The organism is Bradyrhizobium niftali (assembly GCF_004571025.1).
GTDB lineage: Bacteria > Pseudomonadota > Alphaproteobacteria > Rhizobiales > Xanthobacteraceae > Bradyrhizobium > Bradyrhizobium niftali.
The window spans coordinates 27,731-41,722 of sequence record NZ_SPQT01000038.1 but is presented as its reverse complement, the minus strand read 5'-3'; the positions used below and the strand labels follow the sequence as shown (position 1 = coordinate 41,722).

General features: G+C 65.5%; 13 protein-coding genes and 1 pseudogene. 10 read left to right on the top strand and 4 right to left on the bottom strand.

Annotation, left to right across the window (positions count from 1 at the left end; all coding sequences use genetic code 11):
• Nucleotides 1-64: 64 nt before the first annotated feature.
• A complete protein-coding gene (locus E4K65_RS41040) occupies nucleotides 65-1,087 on the bottom strand; it encodes a LysM peptidoglycan-binding domain-containing protein (RefSeq protein WP_135178944.1) in 1,023 nt (340 codons plus the stop codon).
• 166 nt (nucleotides 1,088-1,253) lie between these two features.
• Here E4K65_RS41040 and E4K65_RS41035 point away from each other — a divergent pair, with 166 nt between their 5' ends.
• The 4 genes from E4K65_RS41035 (at nucleotide 1,254) to E4K65_RS41020 (ending at nucleotide 5,689) form a co-directional block, all read left to right on the top strand.
• Entirely contained in the window at nucleotides 1,254-1,949 is a 696-nt protein-coding gene (locus E4K65_RS41035) for a hypothetical protein (RefSeq protein WP_135178943.1), read from the top strand.
• A 157-nt stretch (nucleotides 1,950-2,106) separates the two neighbouring features.
• Nucleotides 2,107-4,770 carry a bifunctional diguanylate cyclase/phosphodiesterase gene (locus E4K65_RS41030; RefSeq protein ID WP_135178942.1) on the top strand — a complete coding sequence of 888 codons (2,664 nt, stop codon included), beginning with the start codon at nucleotides 2,107-2,109 and terminating at the stop codon, nucleotides 4,768-4,770.
• Nucleotides 4,771-5,046: 276 nt separating this feature from the next.
• Nucleotides 5,047-5,325, top strand: coding sequence for a 30S ribosomal protein S21 (gene rpsU, locus E4K65_RS41025; RefSeq protein WP_135178941.1), 279 nt, complete (start codon nucleotides 5,047-5,049; stop codon nucleotides 5,323-5,325).
• Between the two features lie 103 nt (nucleotides 5,326-5,428).
• Complete coding sequence (locus E4K65_RS41020) at nucleotides 5,429-5,689, top strand: hypothetical protein (RefSeq protein WP_038967442.1); 261 nt, start codon at nucleotides 5,429-5,431, stop codon at nucleotides 5,687-5,689.
• Nucleotides 5,690-5,742: 53 nt separating this feature from the next.
• On the opposite strand, the gene E4K65_RS41015 is transcribed toward E4K65_RS41020, so the two are convergent.
• Entirely contained in the window at nucleotides 5,743-6,633 is an 891-nt protein-coding gene (locus E4K65_RS41015) for a LysR family transcriptional regulator (protein WP_135178939.1), read from the bottom strand.
• Between the two features lie 103 nt (nucleotides 6,634-6,736).
• Here E4K65_RS41015 and E4K65_RS41010 point away from each other — a divergent pair, with 103 nt between their 5' ends.
• On the top strand, nucleotides 6,737-7,618 hold the full coding sequence (locus E4K65_RS41010) for an SDR family oxidoreductase (protein WP_135178938.1): 882 nt from the start codon (nucleotides 6,737-6,739) through the stop codon (nucleotides 7,616-7,618).
• A gap of 206 nt (nucleotides 7,619-7,824) precedes the next feature.
• A pseudogene (locus E4K65_RS41005) lies at nucleotides 7,825-8,376 on the top strand (GMC family oxidoreductase); the annotation flags it as partial.
• Between the two features lie 155 nt (nucleotides 8,377-8,531).
• Here the strand turns inward: E4K65_RS41005 and E4K65_RS41000 are convergent.
• Nucleotides 8,532-10,631 (bottom strand): methyl-accepting chemotaxis protein, encoded by a 2,100-nt coding sequence (locus E4K65_RS41000; RefSeq protein ID WP_135178937.1) that lies wholly within the window; start codon nucleotides 10,629-10,631, stop codon nucleotides 8,532-8,534.
• Nucleotides 10,632-10,776: 145 nt separating this feature from the next.
• A complete protein-coding gene (locus E4K65_RS49630; RefSeq protein ID WP_256374887.1) occupies nucleotides 10,777-10,899 on the bottom strand; it encodes a hypothetical protein in 123 nt (40 codons plus the stop codon).
• Nucleotides 10,900-11,204: 305 nt separating this feature from the next.
• Here E4K65_RS49630 and E4K65_RS48290 point away from each other — a divergent pair, with 305 nt between their 5' ends.
• The 4 genes from E4K65_RS48290 (at nucleotide 11,205) to E4K65_RS40985 (ending at nucleotide 13,956) form a co-directional block, all read left to right on the top strand.
• On the top strand, nucleotides 11,205-11,342 hold the full coding sequence (locus E4K65_RS48290) for a hypothetical protein (protein ID WP_209312137.1): 138 nt from the start codon (nucleotides 11,205-11,207) through the stop codon (nucleotides 11,340-11,342).
• Nucleotides 11,343-11,475: 133 nt separating this feature from the next.
• On the top strand, nucleotides 11,476-12,600 hold the full coding sequence (locus tag E4K65_RS40990; protein ID WP_167771562.1) for a lactonase family protein: 1,125 nt from the start codon (nucleotides 11,476-11,478) through the stop codon (nucleotides 12,598-12,600).
• A 69-nt stretch (nucleotides 12,601-12,669) separates the two neighbouring features.
• The gene (locus E4K65_RS47910) at nucleotides 12,670-12,840 is read left to right on the top strand and encodes a hypothetical protein (protein WP_167771561.1); all 171 of its coding nucleotides are present in this window, start codon (nucleotides 12,670-12,672) and stop codon (nucleotides 12,838-12,840) included.
• A gap of 225 nt (nucleotides 12,841-13,065) precedes the next feature.
• Nucleotides 13,066-13,956: an efflux RND transporter periplasmic adaptor subunit gene (locus tag E4K65_RS40985; RefSeq protein WP_027546776.1), complete on the top strand. Its 891-nt coding sequence runs from the start codon at nucleotides 13,066-13,068 to the stop codon at nucleotides 13,954-13,956.
• Nucleotides 13,957-13,992 lie beyond the last annotated feature (36 nt).

Below are 13,992 nucleotides of genomic sequence, written 5' to 3'. Positions count from 1 at the left end.
CGGGGAGAGGGAGGATCGCAATCATGGCTGCAGGAGATGCAATCGCGTCGGCGAAGTGCCGCGCTCACTCCGCCTTTTGCGGCAGCACAAAGGTCTGGCCGGGATAGATCAGGTTCGGGTTGTGGATCTTGTCGCGGTTGGCCTTGAAGATCACCGCGTAGCGGGCGCCGTCGCCGTAGGCAAGCCGGCTGAGCGCCCACAGGCTGTCGCCGCGGGAGATCACCCGGCTGCCGCCCGCCTCTGCCGGTGTGCCGCTGAGGGCGTCGCCCGGCGAAGCCGACGCGACCGTCGTCGCTCGCGCCATGCCCCTTGGTTTCGGTGCCCCCAACACCCTGGGCCGCGCCGCAGGCCTGTCCGATGCCGACGGCAAGGATGCCACGACATCCGATTTCTCGTCCGGCGTCTCGGCCCGCTTCGTTTCCTGCCTGGTCGTGGGCGGTGCAACACGCGCCGGCGGAAGCGCCGCCTCGGCGATCGTCACCGGCATGGTGCGGCCGGATTGCGTGACGGTGCCATCCGGCGCCTTGGCGCGCAGTGTCAGCTCGTAGCTGCCGGCCGGGAGCTGCGGCGGCGTCATGACAAACTGGCCCGACGCATCGGCCACGACCGAATGAAGCGGCTGGCCGTCGCGCAGCAGCTCGACCTTTGCGCCCGGCGTAGCCCGGCCCGCGATCACCGCCGCCTCGCCATGGTCGTCGACGCGGGCGACGTCGAAGCGAGGACCGGCGTCGGTCGCGGCCGCCGGCGGCTTGACCGGCGCGAGATCGGCCAGCGCCGTGACCTGCTTTTGCGTCTCGTCCAATGGACCAGCCGGCTTCGGCGCAGGGGACACGGGCGGCGCGCCGGCGGCGAGCTTCGGTTCTTCGGGCTTCGTCCCTGCCTTGGTGTCGGCTTTAGGTTCCGTCTTGGTTGCAGCCTTGGCTTCGACCTTGGCCTCAGGCTTGACCTCAGGCTTGGCCGCGACGGCGATCTCGGTGTTCGCCCCGCCCGGCAACAGGCGGCGCAGCTCGGTGGGACCGATCACCAGCACGGTGCCGCCCACCGCGAGCAGGCAGAACGCAATGAAGGCCTTGGAAGCGGTGATCATCAGACAATGAACCCTTGGGTCGCAAATCAACCGAGGCCGGCAAATTGCGCCGATTTGGCTGCGGCAGCAAGACGTTCGAAGGGATTAGCGCACATGAACCGGCGCGGCCCCGTCGGCGTCAAATGATCGAGGCCGCATCGCGGCATATTTTTTGAGGATTTTTTCCGTGAACGCATTTTCCCGCCCGGCCCGATGGCTGGCACTTGCCCTGACACTCGTCGCCTCGCCCGCGCTCGCCGCATCCGGCCCGCCGCCGGACTACATCCTCACCAACAATGCCGGCCTCGCCTTCACCTCGCCCGATGGCGCCACCAAGATCGAGCAGTACATGAAGGACGGCGGGGATTGGGACGTCAAATGGCAGGCCTGGGTTCGCCGCGGCGAGCAGATGACGGAGCTGAAGCCCGAGCAGGGCTTCGGGGCCGGCTTCCGCTTCACCAGCGACTCGCAATGGCTGGTGCGGATGCAGAAGACCGGCTCGGGCGAGCAGGACCTCTATCTCTACCATGTCGAGAAGGGCGCCTTCGCGAGCGCGACGAAGAAGCCGCTCAGCAATCTCGCCTGGGCCTATTTCTACGGCCGGCCGGAGACGAAGAGGTTCGCCAAGCTCGACTTCCACATCTCGGCCAATCTCATGGAGGGTACGGAAGAGGCCTATCGCTCGCTCGGCATGGACTGGCCCAACAATCGCTACCTCGTGATCTCGCTGTCGGGCGAATATGACAACCATCCCAAGAACGTCGCCATGAAGGGACTGGGCGGCTGGCGCTGCCGCTATGATCTCGAGACCGGAAAGTTCGACGTGCCGGCGATGTTCGCCAAGGCCAATGCGGACGCCTTGAAGTGGGAAATCCGCCGGTGATCCACCGGAATCGCGTCAGCGTAAACCCAGCCTACGGAGCGCTCGGCGATCGAGGGAACCAACCTCCTGATTCCGTTCCGATTCATGTTTCCCTAACCCTTACTGGTAACGGGCTCTTGTCGGTTTTGCTGCATCTTGCATCCCACGGGAGGGCTGGATGGGCACATCAATCCGATGGACCACGCGCATGCGCGCGTTGCTCCGCCGTTGGCAGGGAGCGCCGCTGACGTGGCTGATCGCCGGCGGCTTCGTGCTGATGGTCGCGATGGCCATCGGCACCGCGCTCACCGTCGATCGTTTCCGGCAAAATGCGATCGAGAGCGGCCGCGACAGCCTGGAAAACTCCGTGCGCATGCTCGCCCGGCATTTCGACCGCGAGTTCGAGGATTTCGCGGTGCTCCAGAAGAGCGTCATCGCCGAGCTCGAGAGCCATGGCATCGCATCCGCCGATATCTTCCGCAGCGAGATGGGTACGCTGGCCATGCACGAGGTGCTGCGCGCAAAGGCGAGCGGCTGGTCCGACGTCGCCGGCGCCAATTTGTTCGATTCCAGGGGCGTGCTTATCAACTCGTCGCGGCGCTGGCCGGTCGCCGATATTTCGGTCGCCGACCGCGGCTATTTCAATCGCCTCAAGAACGATCCGGCCTCGCAGGAAGAGATCGAAGTCGTGCCCGGCCGGTTCGGCAATGGATCTGCGATCGTGTTCGCGCGGCGCGTCTCCGGTCCCCACGGCGAATTCCTCGGCCTGGTGTCGCGGGCCATTTCGCCGGAGCAGCTTGAATCCTTCTTCGCCTCGGCCGGGCTCGGCGAGGAATCCTCGATCGCGATGCACCACCAGAACGGCCAGCTGCTCGCGCGCGTTCCGCACGTCGACGCGATGATCGGACAGAATTTTCGCAACGGCACGCGCGAGCAGATGGCGGTGTTCGAGCGCACCTTCGTCACGACGCAGCTCGCCAGCCCGATCGACGGCAAGGACCGCATCGTCGCTGCGCGCCTCCTGACGGGCGTGCCCCTGGTCGTGGTCGCAACCAAATCGCTGGATGCGACGCTGGCGACCTGGCACACGCAGACAAAATTCTTTGTCACCATCGCCGTGCTGTCGATCGGCCTGCTCGTGCTCACGCTGTTCCTGATCTTCCGCCAGATGACGCGCAGGCTCGCCGCGGAGAAGCAGCAGCTCGACACCGCGATGAACACGATGACGCAGGGTCTTCTGATGTTCGACCAGGACGAGCGGCTGATCGTCTGCAACCGGCGCTACATCGAGATGTACGGACTGTCGGCCGACGTGGTGAAGCCCGGCGCCTATTTCCGCGACGTGATCCAGCATCGCCATGACACCGGATCGTTCCATGGTGACGTCGCGTCCTACTGCGACGACATTCTAAGCAATGCCGGGCGAACCCAGAGCGCCATCGTCCAGACCGCGGACGGCCGCCTGATCGAGGTCAAGAACCAGCCCGGTGCCGCCGGCGGCTGGCTCGCGACCCATGACGACGTCACCGAGCGCATCCGCGCCGACGAACGCATCGCGCATATGGCGCATTACGACGCGCTGACCGACCTGCCCAACCGCGTCCTGATGCGCGGCCATCTGGAACGCCGCGTGGCGGAGCTCAGCCAGGGCAAACCGTTCGCGATCCTCTATATCGACGTCGACGAGTTCAAGGGCGTCAACGATTCGCTCGGACACGAGGTCGGCGACGAACTGCTGCGCCAGGTCGCGAACCGCCTGCGCGCCTGCGTCAGCGGGAACGACCTCGTCGCGCGGCTGGGCGGCGACGAATTCGCCATCGTCAAGGCCGGGACCAGCGACCAGGCCGAGCTGACGGCGCTGGCGGAAACGATCCTCAACGCATTGCGTGCGCCCGTGAACTGCAAGGGCCAGGAGGTTCCGACCGATGCCAGCATCGGCATCGCGATCGCGCCCGACCACGGCGACAATCTCGACGATCTGCTCAAGCGCGCCGATCTGGCGATGTATGCCGCCAAATCCGAGGGACGCCGCACCTTCCGCGTCTTCACGCCCGAATACGACGCCAAGGCGCGGCTGCGCCGGCAGCTGGAGCTCGATCTGCGGCAGGCGCTGACGCGCGGCGAGTTCGAGGTGCACTATCAGCCGCTGGTCGATCTTGCGGCCAACGTCGTCACCGGCTGCGAGGCGCTGCTGCGCTGGCACCATCCGGAGCGCGGCATGGTCTCGCCCGCCGACTTCATCCCGGTCGCGGAAGACACCGGATTGATCGGCGAGATCGGCGAATGGGTGCTCAAGCAGGCCTGCACCGAGGCGGCCTCCTGGCCCGGCGATATCCACATCGCCGTCAACGTCTCGCCGGTGCAGTTCCGTTCCAAGACGCTGGCGCTCAAGGTCGCCGCCGCGCTTGCCGAGTCAGGCCTGGCGCCCGGGCGGCTCGAGCTCGAGGTCACCGAAACCGTGCTCATTCGCGACGACGAGGAGGCGCTGACGATTCTCCAGCAGCTGCGCGAGCTCGGCGTGCGCATCGCGCTCGACGATTTCGGCACCGGCTATTCGTCGCTGAGCTATCTGCACCGCTTCCCCTTCGACAAGATCAAGATCGACCGCAGCTTCATCAGCGACATCGGCGAGCCCGAGGACTCTTCTCCGATCGTGCAGGCCGTGGTGCACATGGCCGCCGCGCGCCGGATGGCGACGACGGCCGAAGGCGTCGAGACCGAGGCGCAGCGCGAGGTGCTGCGGCAGCTCGGATGCAGCCAGATGCAGGGCTGGCTGTTCAGCCCGGCCGTCCCGGCCGCAAAGCTGAAGCAATTGCTGTCGGCGCAGGCGGCGGCGGCTTAGGGCATACCGGCCCCCCGCCCCGTATCAGCCCCCGCCGTTGCCAGCCCGGAACGGCTTCAGATGGCGAATTGACGCGCAGGGAAGCCTTATCGATTGACATGGCGGCCCGGGAGTGTTCACGTCGCCCCCGAACTGTATCGCGGCGACAAGCAGCTCGCGTGTTCGAAGCCGGCGCGAAGATCGCCGTCACCGTCATCCTCACGATCGCAACGAAGCTCCTGCGCAATAGGCTGCGTGCAGGACTGCCGCATTTCGCAGCCCGACAAGGAGACACAATTGCAGGTACTCGTTCGCGACAACAATGTCGACCAGGCGCTTCGTGTCCTGAAGAAGAAGATGCAGCGCGAGGGCGTGTTTCGGGAAATGAAGCAGCGGCGTTCCTACGAGAAGCCGTCGGAGCGAAAGACGCGCGAAAAAGCCGAGGCCATTCGCCGCGCCCGCAAGCTCGCTCGCAAGCAGGCGATCAGGGAAGGCTTGCTGCCCGCGCCCCCGAAAAAGAAGCTTCCCGAGCGCAAGCCACCGCTGCCCCAGACCGCTGCCAGGCCCGCGGGCTGAAACGGCGGCACGACAGCGCCGTGAGGCCGACCGGGCAATGAGAACAGACCGGCATCGTTGCTGCGCATCTTGTATCCGGGAAGATGGTCCATATCTCATCGGCATGATGAAGCTCACACTCGTCCAGGACCAGGCTATCCAGGCGCTCATGGCAGGCATCGTCGGCGCCGAGACGTTCGATCGCGTCTTCGCGGGCATCCGCTTCGACAATATCGAGGGGACGATGCTCTACGCCTTCGCCGGGAACGCGGAGGTCGCATCCGACATCGAAGACAGCTACTCGCCCTACATCGCCGCGGTCGCATCGCAGGTGCTGGACAAGCAGGTCGACGTCGTCATCGTGATGCCGAAAGTGCTGCAATAGGAAGCGGTCTTTCCGCACAACAACGGCCGCCAGCGTAAACGACGCTTTTTTGCTCAGTCGAGGAAGGCTGCGAGCTCCTCGGGTGCGCCCGAAGGGAACGCTTCCTTGAGACAGTCGAGGAACGCCGATACGCGCGCGCTTAGCAGTCGTCGCGATGGATAGAGCGCCCAGAGAGTGATCTCGGGTCCATCGACATCACCCCAGTGTACAAGCTTGCCGGCCGCCAGGTCGTGACTCACAAGCGACACGGGAAGCCGCGCGGCGCCGACACCCGCTCGGACCGCATCGCGAACCATTATGAGCGACGACAGGCGAAGCACCGGATCAATCGCGATACGCGAACTTCCGCCCGGCGCCATCACATCCCAAATGGGGGTCAGGTCGCTCACGCCGCGCACCACGACCGGTACCGCGAGATCGCCCGAGGGACGACTCAGGTTGGGGCTCGCCACGACCACCAGCCGATCCCGCAGAAAGATTCGCCCGACAAGACTTTCGTCCGGATCAGGATTGACGCGGATCACCAGGTCATAGCCCTCCTCGATCATGTCGACGGCGCGATCGTCCGTCGTGACCTCGAGTCGGACCTGCGGATGTTTCAGCGCGAACAATGCGGCGAGTTTTCCCATCGCGGTCTGCGAGAAAAGGAGCGGCGCGCTGATCCGCAGCCTGCCGCGCGGCTTGTCTCCGCCGGAAGCGATTGCGGCGGCGGTCTCGTCGAGTTCGGCCAGCAACATCCCGGTTCGCTCGTAGAGCGCACGCCCTTCCTCGGTGAGCTTCAGGGCGCGTGCTCCGCGCTCGAACAGACGCAGATCGAGGCTGCTCTCCAGCTCCGAGACCCGGCGGGACAACGTCGCTTTCGGGCGGCCGGTCGCGCGGGCGGCCCGGCCAAACCCTCCGTGCCGGGCGACCAGGTTGAAGTCGGCGAGGGCAAGCAGGTCCATGCGTTCCATCAGCGAGACAACGTGTCTAAATATAGCGTCTATCGGCTCGAATGTGGATCACTAATTTGCGGGTGTCTTCTCAACCCCAACAGGAGTGATCCCCATGACTATCCTCGTTACCGGCGCCACCGGCCGTGTCGGCCGCCACGTGATCCAGCAACTCGTCAAGCGCGGCGCCGGTGTGCGCGTGCTGTCCCGCGATCCCGCGAAGGCCGAATTCCCGGCTGGTGTGGAGGTCGTGAAAGGCGACCTGCTCGATATCTCTTCGCTGCGCGCCGCGTTCAGCGGCGTCAGCACGCTGTTCCTGCTCAATGCGGTGACGGGCGACGAATTCACCCAGGCGATCATCACGCTGAACATCGCCCGCGAGGCGGGCGTCGATCGGGTCGTCTATCTCTCGGTGATCCACGCCGATCGCTTCGTCAACGTGCCGCACTTCGCGGTGAAGTTCGGCGCCGAGCGGATGCTCGAGCAGATGGGTTTTGGCGCCACGATCCTGCGTCCGTCCTACTTCATCGACAATGATCTCACGATCACGGATGTCATCGTCAACCACGGTGTCTACCCGATGCCGATCGGCAGCAAGGGAGTCGCCATGGTCGATGCCCGCGATATTGGGGAGGTCGCAGCGATCGAGTTGATCCGCCATGAGCAAGCTCAGGGCAAGCTGCCGGTCGAAACGATCAATCTGGTCGGCCCCGATACGCTGACCGGTTCGGATGTGGCCAAAATCTGGTCGGAGGTGCTGGGCCGTCCGGTCGCCTATGGCGGCGACGATCCCACCGGCTTCGAGCAGAATCTGGCGACCTTCATGCCGAAATGGATGGCCTATGAAATGCGCCTGATGGCCGAGCGCTTTGTCAGCGACGGCATGATCCCCGGGGACGGTGACGTCGCGCGTCTGACCAGGATCCTGGGCCGTCCCTTGCACTCCTATCGCGACTTCGCGACGCGGATCGCGGCGGCTGCGACAAAGTCGTCCTAACGGAAACAGCAACGAACCCCGGATGTCGCCACGACGCGATCTCCGGGGCTTCGACGTGACCTGCCAATAAAACCACGCTACCCTCTTGGCACAAGAACAAGAGGAAACGCCAATCGTGTACGACTACATTATCGTGGGCGGCGGCTCGGCGGGGTCCGTGCTGGCCCACCGGCTCTCCGCGAAGAGCGCTGGCCGACGCCTTCAAGTCCCATCATCCCGCGACAGAGCCGATCGTCGAGTTCAACCTGCTGTCCGACCGGCGCGACCTCGATCGCCTGATGAGCGGCTTCCGCAAGATGGCGGCGGTGCAAATGAGCGAAGCTGTGAGGAAGGTGACGGACAAGCCGTTCCCGGCCGCCTATACCGACCGCGTCCGCAAGATCGGCGTGGTCAACAACACCAACAGGATTCTGACCACGATCGCCGCGGCCCTGATGGACGGGCCGGCGGCGCTGCGCCACTACATGATCGACAATTTCGTGGTCGAAGGCTTCAGCTTCGATGACGTGATGAACGACGACGAGGCGCTGGAAGCCTTCGTGCGCAAGGCGACCATCGGCGTGTAGCACGCCTCGTGCTCATGCCGCATGGGCCGGGCCGACGATCCGATGGCGGTGGTCGACAACCAGGGCCGCGTCAGGGGCATCCAGGGCCTGCGGGTCGTCGACGCCTCGATCTTCCCGGTGGTGCCATGCGCCAACACCAACTTTCCGGTCCTGATGTCGGCGGAGAAGATCGCTGCGACGATGGTGCCGTGATTTCGTCAAGCTTCGTAGGGTGGGTTAGCACCGCGGTTGCGCGAAGCGCAGTCAGCGGGGCGTAACCCACCTCTTCTGCCGCTGCGGAGAGGAACAGTGGTGGGTTACGCCAGCGGACTGCGCTGCGCAGCCGCAGGCTAACCCACCCTACAGATCTACGCCGCCCTGAGATCGCCGACGAAGCCGTCGACGTCGCGCTTGAGATCGTCCGACAGGCGCGCCAGCATCTTGGCGGAATCCAGCACCTCGCCTGCGGCGGCGCCGGTCTGGCCGGCGGCTTGCGAGACGCCGGAGATGTGGCGCGAGACCTCGTTGGTGCCTTGCGAAGCCTGCTGCACGTTCCGCGCAATCTCGCGGGTCGCGGCGCCCTGCTGCTCGACGGCCGCCGCGATTGCGGCCGCAATCTCGTTGACCCGCTGGATGGTGGAGCCGATCGATCGGATCGCGGTCACCGAGGACTGGGTTGCGCCCTGGATCGCGGCGACCTGGCCGGTGATCTCCTCGGTCGCCTTTGCGGTCTGCGTAGCGAGGTTCTTCACTTCGGAGGCGACCACCGCAAAGCCGCGGCCGGCGTCGCCGGCGCGTGCGGCCTCGATAGTGGCATTGAGCGCGAGCAGATTGGTCTGCTCGGCAATGCCGGTGATCAGCGCGACGACGTCGCCGATGCGCTGCGCGGCATCGGCCAGCGCCTGCACCTCGGCATTGGTGCGGTCGGCTTCGGCCGAAGCGGCACCGGCAATGCTGGAGGATTCGGCGACCTGACGGCTGATCTCGCTGATCGAGGCCGAGAGCTGCTCGGTGGCGGCGGCAACCGTCTGCACATTGGAGGAGGCATCGCCCGAGAGGCTCGCGACCGAGGCCGCCTTGGACGAGCCCTGCTCGGCGGTTGACGACATCGACTGCGCGGTGGCGTTCAGCTCGCCGGAGGCCGAGGCCAGCGTGTGCAGCGATTCCGTCACGGTCTTCTCGAACTGTTCGATCAGTCGTTCGACGGCGAGCTGCCGCCGTTCCTTCTTTGCCTGCTCGGCGGCCTGTTCCTCGGCGAGGCGATCGCCGGTAATCATGTTCTCCCGGAACACGGACACCGCGCGCGACATTTCCCCGATCTCGTCGCCGCGCTCGATGCCGGCGAGCTCGATCGCATAGTCGCGCTCGGCAAGGGAGCGCATCGCCTGCGTCAGCTTGCGGATCGGCGCGCTGACGCGGCGATTGACGAGGATGAAGCCGAACACCGTGATGGCGAGCGCGACCAGCATCATCCCGCCATTGAGCGCCAGGCTCCATTTCGCCGATGTCATCTGCTGCTCGGCGCGGGCGACCATTTCCGCGAGCGCGACCTGGCCGGCCTCGACGCTGTAGCCGAGCATGGCCGTGTTGAGCTTCGACAGGTCCTCGATCTTGATGTCGATGGTCTGGTTGTTGCTGAGCGCCTTGATGAAGCCCTGCTGGCGCTCGGTCATGGCGGCGGCATCGCCCTGCTTCGAGCGCGCGATCACGTCAGTGAGCCTTGCGGGAGCGTCGGGGCGGCCGGCGACATTCAGCACCTGGCTCCAGGCCTGCTTGGCGCGGCCGGTATCCTCGGCGGCGCCGACCATGTCGGCGGCGCTCCAGGGCTTGCCGCTCGCGGCTGCGGCTTCCAGACGGATGGCGACGAGGCCGCCGAAATTGCGTGCGGCCCAGGCCGACTGCTTTACGCCCAGGAGATGATCGACCACGGGATCCGTGAGCTTGAGCGCGTTCTCGAGCTCGGCCGTCAGCGCCAGAATGGCATCGAGATAGTCCTGCGCAGCTTTGCGGAATTCGTCGCCGACCTTTGCGTCACGCTCCGCCTTCGCCTGGTGGATAGCCGTTTCCGCCTTGGGCCGCAGCGGCATGAGCGCGTCATGGACCGCGACGAGCTTGCTCATGGCACCGGCAAGGCGGGAATCCGCCACGCCATCGAGACGCTCGAGCACGCTTTTGTAGGCGGCTTCCGACAACTGCCGGTTGGTGGCGATGCGGTTGTCGGCATTGGCATTGGCCGGCGCGTCCGCGACAAGTGCCGACAGGAAGGTGCCGCGCTCGAGGCGGAAGCCGAGCAGAGTCGCAAACAGCTGCTGGTCGGTGCTGGCGAAACGTTCGACCTTCTGCGCGGCGCCGTTGCGCTCGATCGCCGCAAAAAGTCCGGTTGCGAGCTGCCCGATCAGAAACAGGCCAAGGACGCCGATGATGGCGCCGAGAACCGAACGGATGGAGGGATTGCCGAACAATGCCATGGTGAGCGCCGCATCTCCGAAAAAGATGCAGAAAAATACCGGCCCAGCCCTAAGATTTGGTTCACCAAACCCGCCGGTGCCCACGGCGCGCGCACGTCAGGCTCCGTTGAACTACGGAGATGAGGGGCTCAGGCGGAGTGAAAGCTCATTTCGCCTGCCGTGCCGCCCGGATCTCGACGAACTCGGCGTCGGGATGCGTGACGATGGTGGTGAACATGATGCCGCTGATGATCAGCGACCAGGCGGTGTCCCAATAAATCCAAAACACGTGCCAGCCTCCGTTTTGGCGTCCTCCGCCCGCGAGATCAGGGGTAACGGCGGGAGGGGGGCTGCCGTTCCTAGCGATCAGGTGGCCGGGCCTGCGGCCTGAGATTGAGCAGACGAAACGCAGCGCCGTTCAAGTTTGTCGGAGAGACCTTGCGATCGGTTTAACCGGTGTGGCGCTTTGCCACGACATCTTCATCCCGCGGGCCCTTTCATCCCCTTGGGCTGTGAACGAGTTCATAGAGTGGTCGCCGTTTGCAGTGCACGATGGCCGCGCGCCCCCAACTTTCGACGGACGGATTTGGCCCGATGCGCAAACGACTCATCGCCTGGACCATCCTGACCTCGGCATTGCTCGCGGTCGTCGTGTGGACCGTGCTCGGACCGCCCGACCATCCGGCCGGCCCGAATCTGCACTTCCGCAACCTGACGGCCGCGGTGCGGTAGCCGCCTTCGGCGCAGCGCAACCGATACAATTTCGGCATCGATCGATCTCATTTGGAATTTGGTGCGGCGAGGCGCCTGCCGCTATCCTCTGCGACAAAACGACAAGGCCGCACCGGCCCCGAGGAGAACGCCCATGCCGAGACCGACAGGCTGCATCGCATCCATAACGCCCCGCGCTGCGATCGCCACCACCCTCGCCTTCCTTGCCCTCATTTCAGGAGTTCGCGCCGGCATGGCCGAGACCTTCGCCTATGTCGGCAATGCCGACAGCAACGACATCAGCGTGTTCAAGCTGTCCGAAAGCGGCGAGATGACACCGGTGCAGACCGCCGCCTTCACGAGCGTCGAGAAGCCGGGCTCCTCGACGCCGCTCGCGATCACACCCGACCACCGCGTGCTGATTGCCGGAATCCGCTCGCAGCCATTCCAGGCGGTGAGTTTTGCGATCGACCCCAAGACGGGCCAGCTCAGCCCTATCGGCAACGGTCCGCTCGCCGACAGCATGGCGTACATCGCAACCGACCGCGGCGGCAAGGTCCTGTTCAGCGCCTCCTACGGCGGCAACAAGGTCGCGCTGAATCCGCTTTCCGCGAACGGCGTCGTGGGCGAGCCGAAACAGGTGATCCCGACCGGGCTGAACGCGCACGCCTTCCTGCCCTCGCCCGACAACCGCTTCGTGTTCGCGACCAATCTCGGCTCCGACCAGGTGCTGAGCTTCGCGCTCGACGCCACGGCGGGCACGCTGACGCCGAGCGATCCGCCAGCCTACAAGGTGCCGGAAAAATCAGGGCCGCGGCACTTCGTGTTCCACCCGGGCGGCAAGTTCGTCTATCTCATCCACGAGCTGAACGGCGATGTCGCGGCGTTCACCTATGAGGCCAAGAGCGGCGCATGGAACGAGATCCAGCGCACCACCGCACTGCCGGAGGGATTTAATGGGAAACCCTGGGCCGCCGACATCCACATCACCCCGGACGGGCGCTTCCTCTACGCCTCCGAGCGCACGTCCAATACGCTCACCGCCTACAAGGTCGATCCGACCAGCGGCAAGCTGACCACGGTCGGCAGCGTGCCGACCGAGAAGCAGCCACGCGGCTTCAATATCGATCCGTCCAGCCACTACCTCGCCGCGGTCGGCGAGCTGTCCGACGGCATGACGGTCTATGCCATCGACCAGAGCAGCGGCGCACTCAGCAAGCTGAAATCCTACCCCACCGGCAAGAAGCCGAACTGGGTGGAGTTCCTGAGCCTGCCGTGAGGGGACCGCGGCCGACCTAAGTAATCATCCGTAATTTCAAAGTCCGGGCCTTGGCATCATATGACGGGGATGGACCGTCATATTGTCTTCAAGTGCCCCCAGACCGGCATGAACGTGCAGCATCGGCTTGGCGACGAGCCGGCCGATCGCACGCACGTTTCCGTGCACTGCCCGGCCTGTACGCGGCTGCATCTGATCGACCGTTCCTCCGGCAAGCTGCTCGGAGATCGCCGAAGCTGACCGGCCGCCCGCAGACGGACCGTTGCATCCGATCTCGCACCACAAGCCGTGCGGCCGCGGCGCCCGGCCCGGCGGCGGGCGAACCTGTTCCCCAATCCCGCGACTAATCAAAGACTTGCCGCGGCAGCCCGGGCGGCGCGGCATCCCGCTTTGGGACAACGCTGCCGTAGTCCGGGCCGCTGCCATCTGCTATCGATTGGAGGCATAGCCCCCGTGGAATTTCCGATGCGCCCTTTGCCCCGTGCCGTTGTTCGAAGCCTGTTTCCCGCAGCCATCGCCGGAGTGCTCGTCTTCGGCCAATATCCGGCCGGAGCCGCCGATGACGACGCGCCCAAGGGGCCGGCCGTCACGGTGCTGAAAGTCGCAAAATCCTGCTTCTCCGACATCGTCGAGGCCACCGGCACGATCATCGCGCGCGAGGAAACGTCCGTGCGGCCCGAGCGTCCCGGCCTGAAGGTGACGGAAGTGCTGGCGGAGGCCGGCGAGACCACCACCGCCGGCCAGGTGCTGGCGCGCCTCGCGCTGCCCGAGGGCGGCACGCTTCAGGTCACCGCGCCAGTGGCGGGCGTGATCGCCACCTCGACCGCGCAGATCGGCAACCTCGCCTCGGCCAAGGGCGAGGCGCTGTTCACGATCGTGGCGCGCAGCGAATACGATCTCGTCGGCCTCGTGGCGACGACCGACGTGCGCAAGCTCGCAGTCGGTCAGCAGGCGACCGTGCGGATCGCCGGCGCCGGCGACATCGACGGCAAGGTGCGCCGCATCGGGCCGACCATCGAGCCGAACATCCAGCAGGGCATGGTCTATATCGGCATCTCCTCGCAGAAGCGGCTGCTGCTGAACGCGAGCGGGCGCGCGCTGATCAAGACCGGGCAGAGCTGCAACGTCGCGGTGCCGCTGACCTCCGTGCAATATTCGTCCGCCGGCACCGTGGTGCAGGTGATCCGCCGCAACCGCGTCGAGACCAAACGCGTCGAGATCGGTCTGATGTCGGGCGGCAATATCGAGGTCCGCGACGGCCTCAACGAAGGCGATGTCGTCGTCGCCCGCGCCGGCGCACTCCTGCGCGAAGGCGATCCGGTGCGCCCGGTGATGGCCGCGGAAGCGGCGAAGTAGGTCTCGCCTCAACCGTCATTGCGAGGAGCGAAGCGA

Bases quoted from the DNA above. Each gene is read 5' to 3' on its own strand.
- E4K65_RS40985 (WP_027546776.1), top strand. From the start codon at position 13,066: ATGCGCCCTTTGCCCCGTGCCGTTGTTCGAAGCCTGTTTCCCGCAGCC.
- E4K65_RS41015 (WP_135178939.1), bottom strand. From the start codon at position 6,633: ATGGACCTGCTTGCCCTCGCCGACTTCAACCTGGTCGCCCGGCACGGA.
- E4K65_RS47910 (WP_167771561.1), top strand. From the start codon at position 12,670: ATGGACCGTCATATTGTCTTCAAGTGCCCCCAGACCGGCATGAACGTG.
- E4K65_RS48290 (WP_209312137.1), top strand. From the start codon at position 11,205: ATGCGCAAACGACTCATCGCCTGGACCATCCTGACCTCGGCATTGCTC.
- E4K65_RS40990 (WP_167771562.1), top strand. From the start codon at position 11,476: ATGCCGAGACCGACAGGCTGCATCGCATCCATAACGCCCCGCGCTGCG.
- E4K65_RS41040 (WP_135178944.1), bottom strand. From the start codon at position 1,087: ATGATCACCGCTTCCAAGGCCTTCATTGCGTTCTGCCTGCTCGCGGTG.
- E4K65_RS41030 (WP_135178942.1), top strand. From the start codon at position 2,107: ATGGGCACATCAATCCGATGGACCACGCGCATGCGCGCGTTGCTCCGC.
- E4K65_RS41020 (WP_038967442.1), top strand. From the start codon at position 5,429: ATGATGAAGCTCACACTCGTCCAGGACCAGGCTATCCAGGCGCTCATG.
- E4K65_RS41010 (WP_135178938.1), top strand. From the start codon at position 6,737: ATGACTATCCTCGTTACCGGCGCCACCGGCCGTGTCGGCCGCCACGTG.
- E4K65_RS41000 (WP_135178937.1), bottom strand. From the start codon at position 10,631: ATGGCATTGTTCGGCAATCCCTCCATCCGTTCGGTTCTCGGCGCCATC.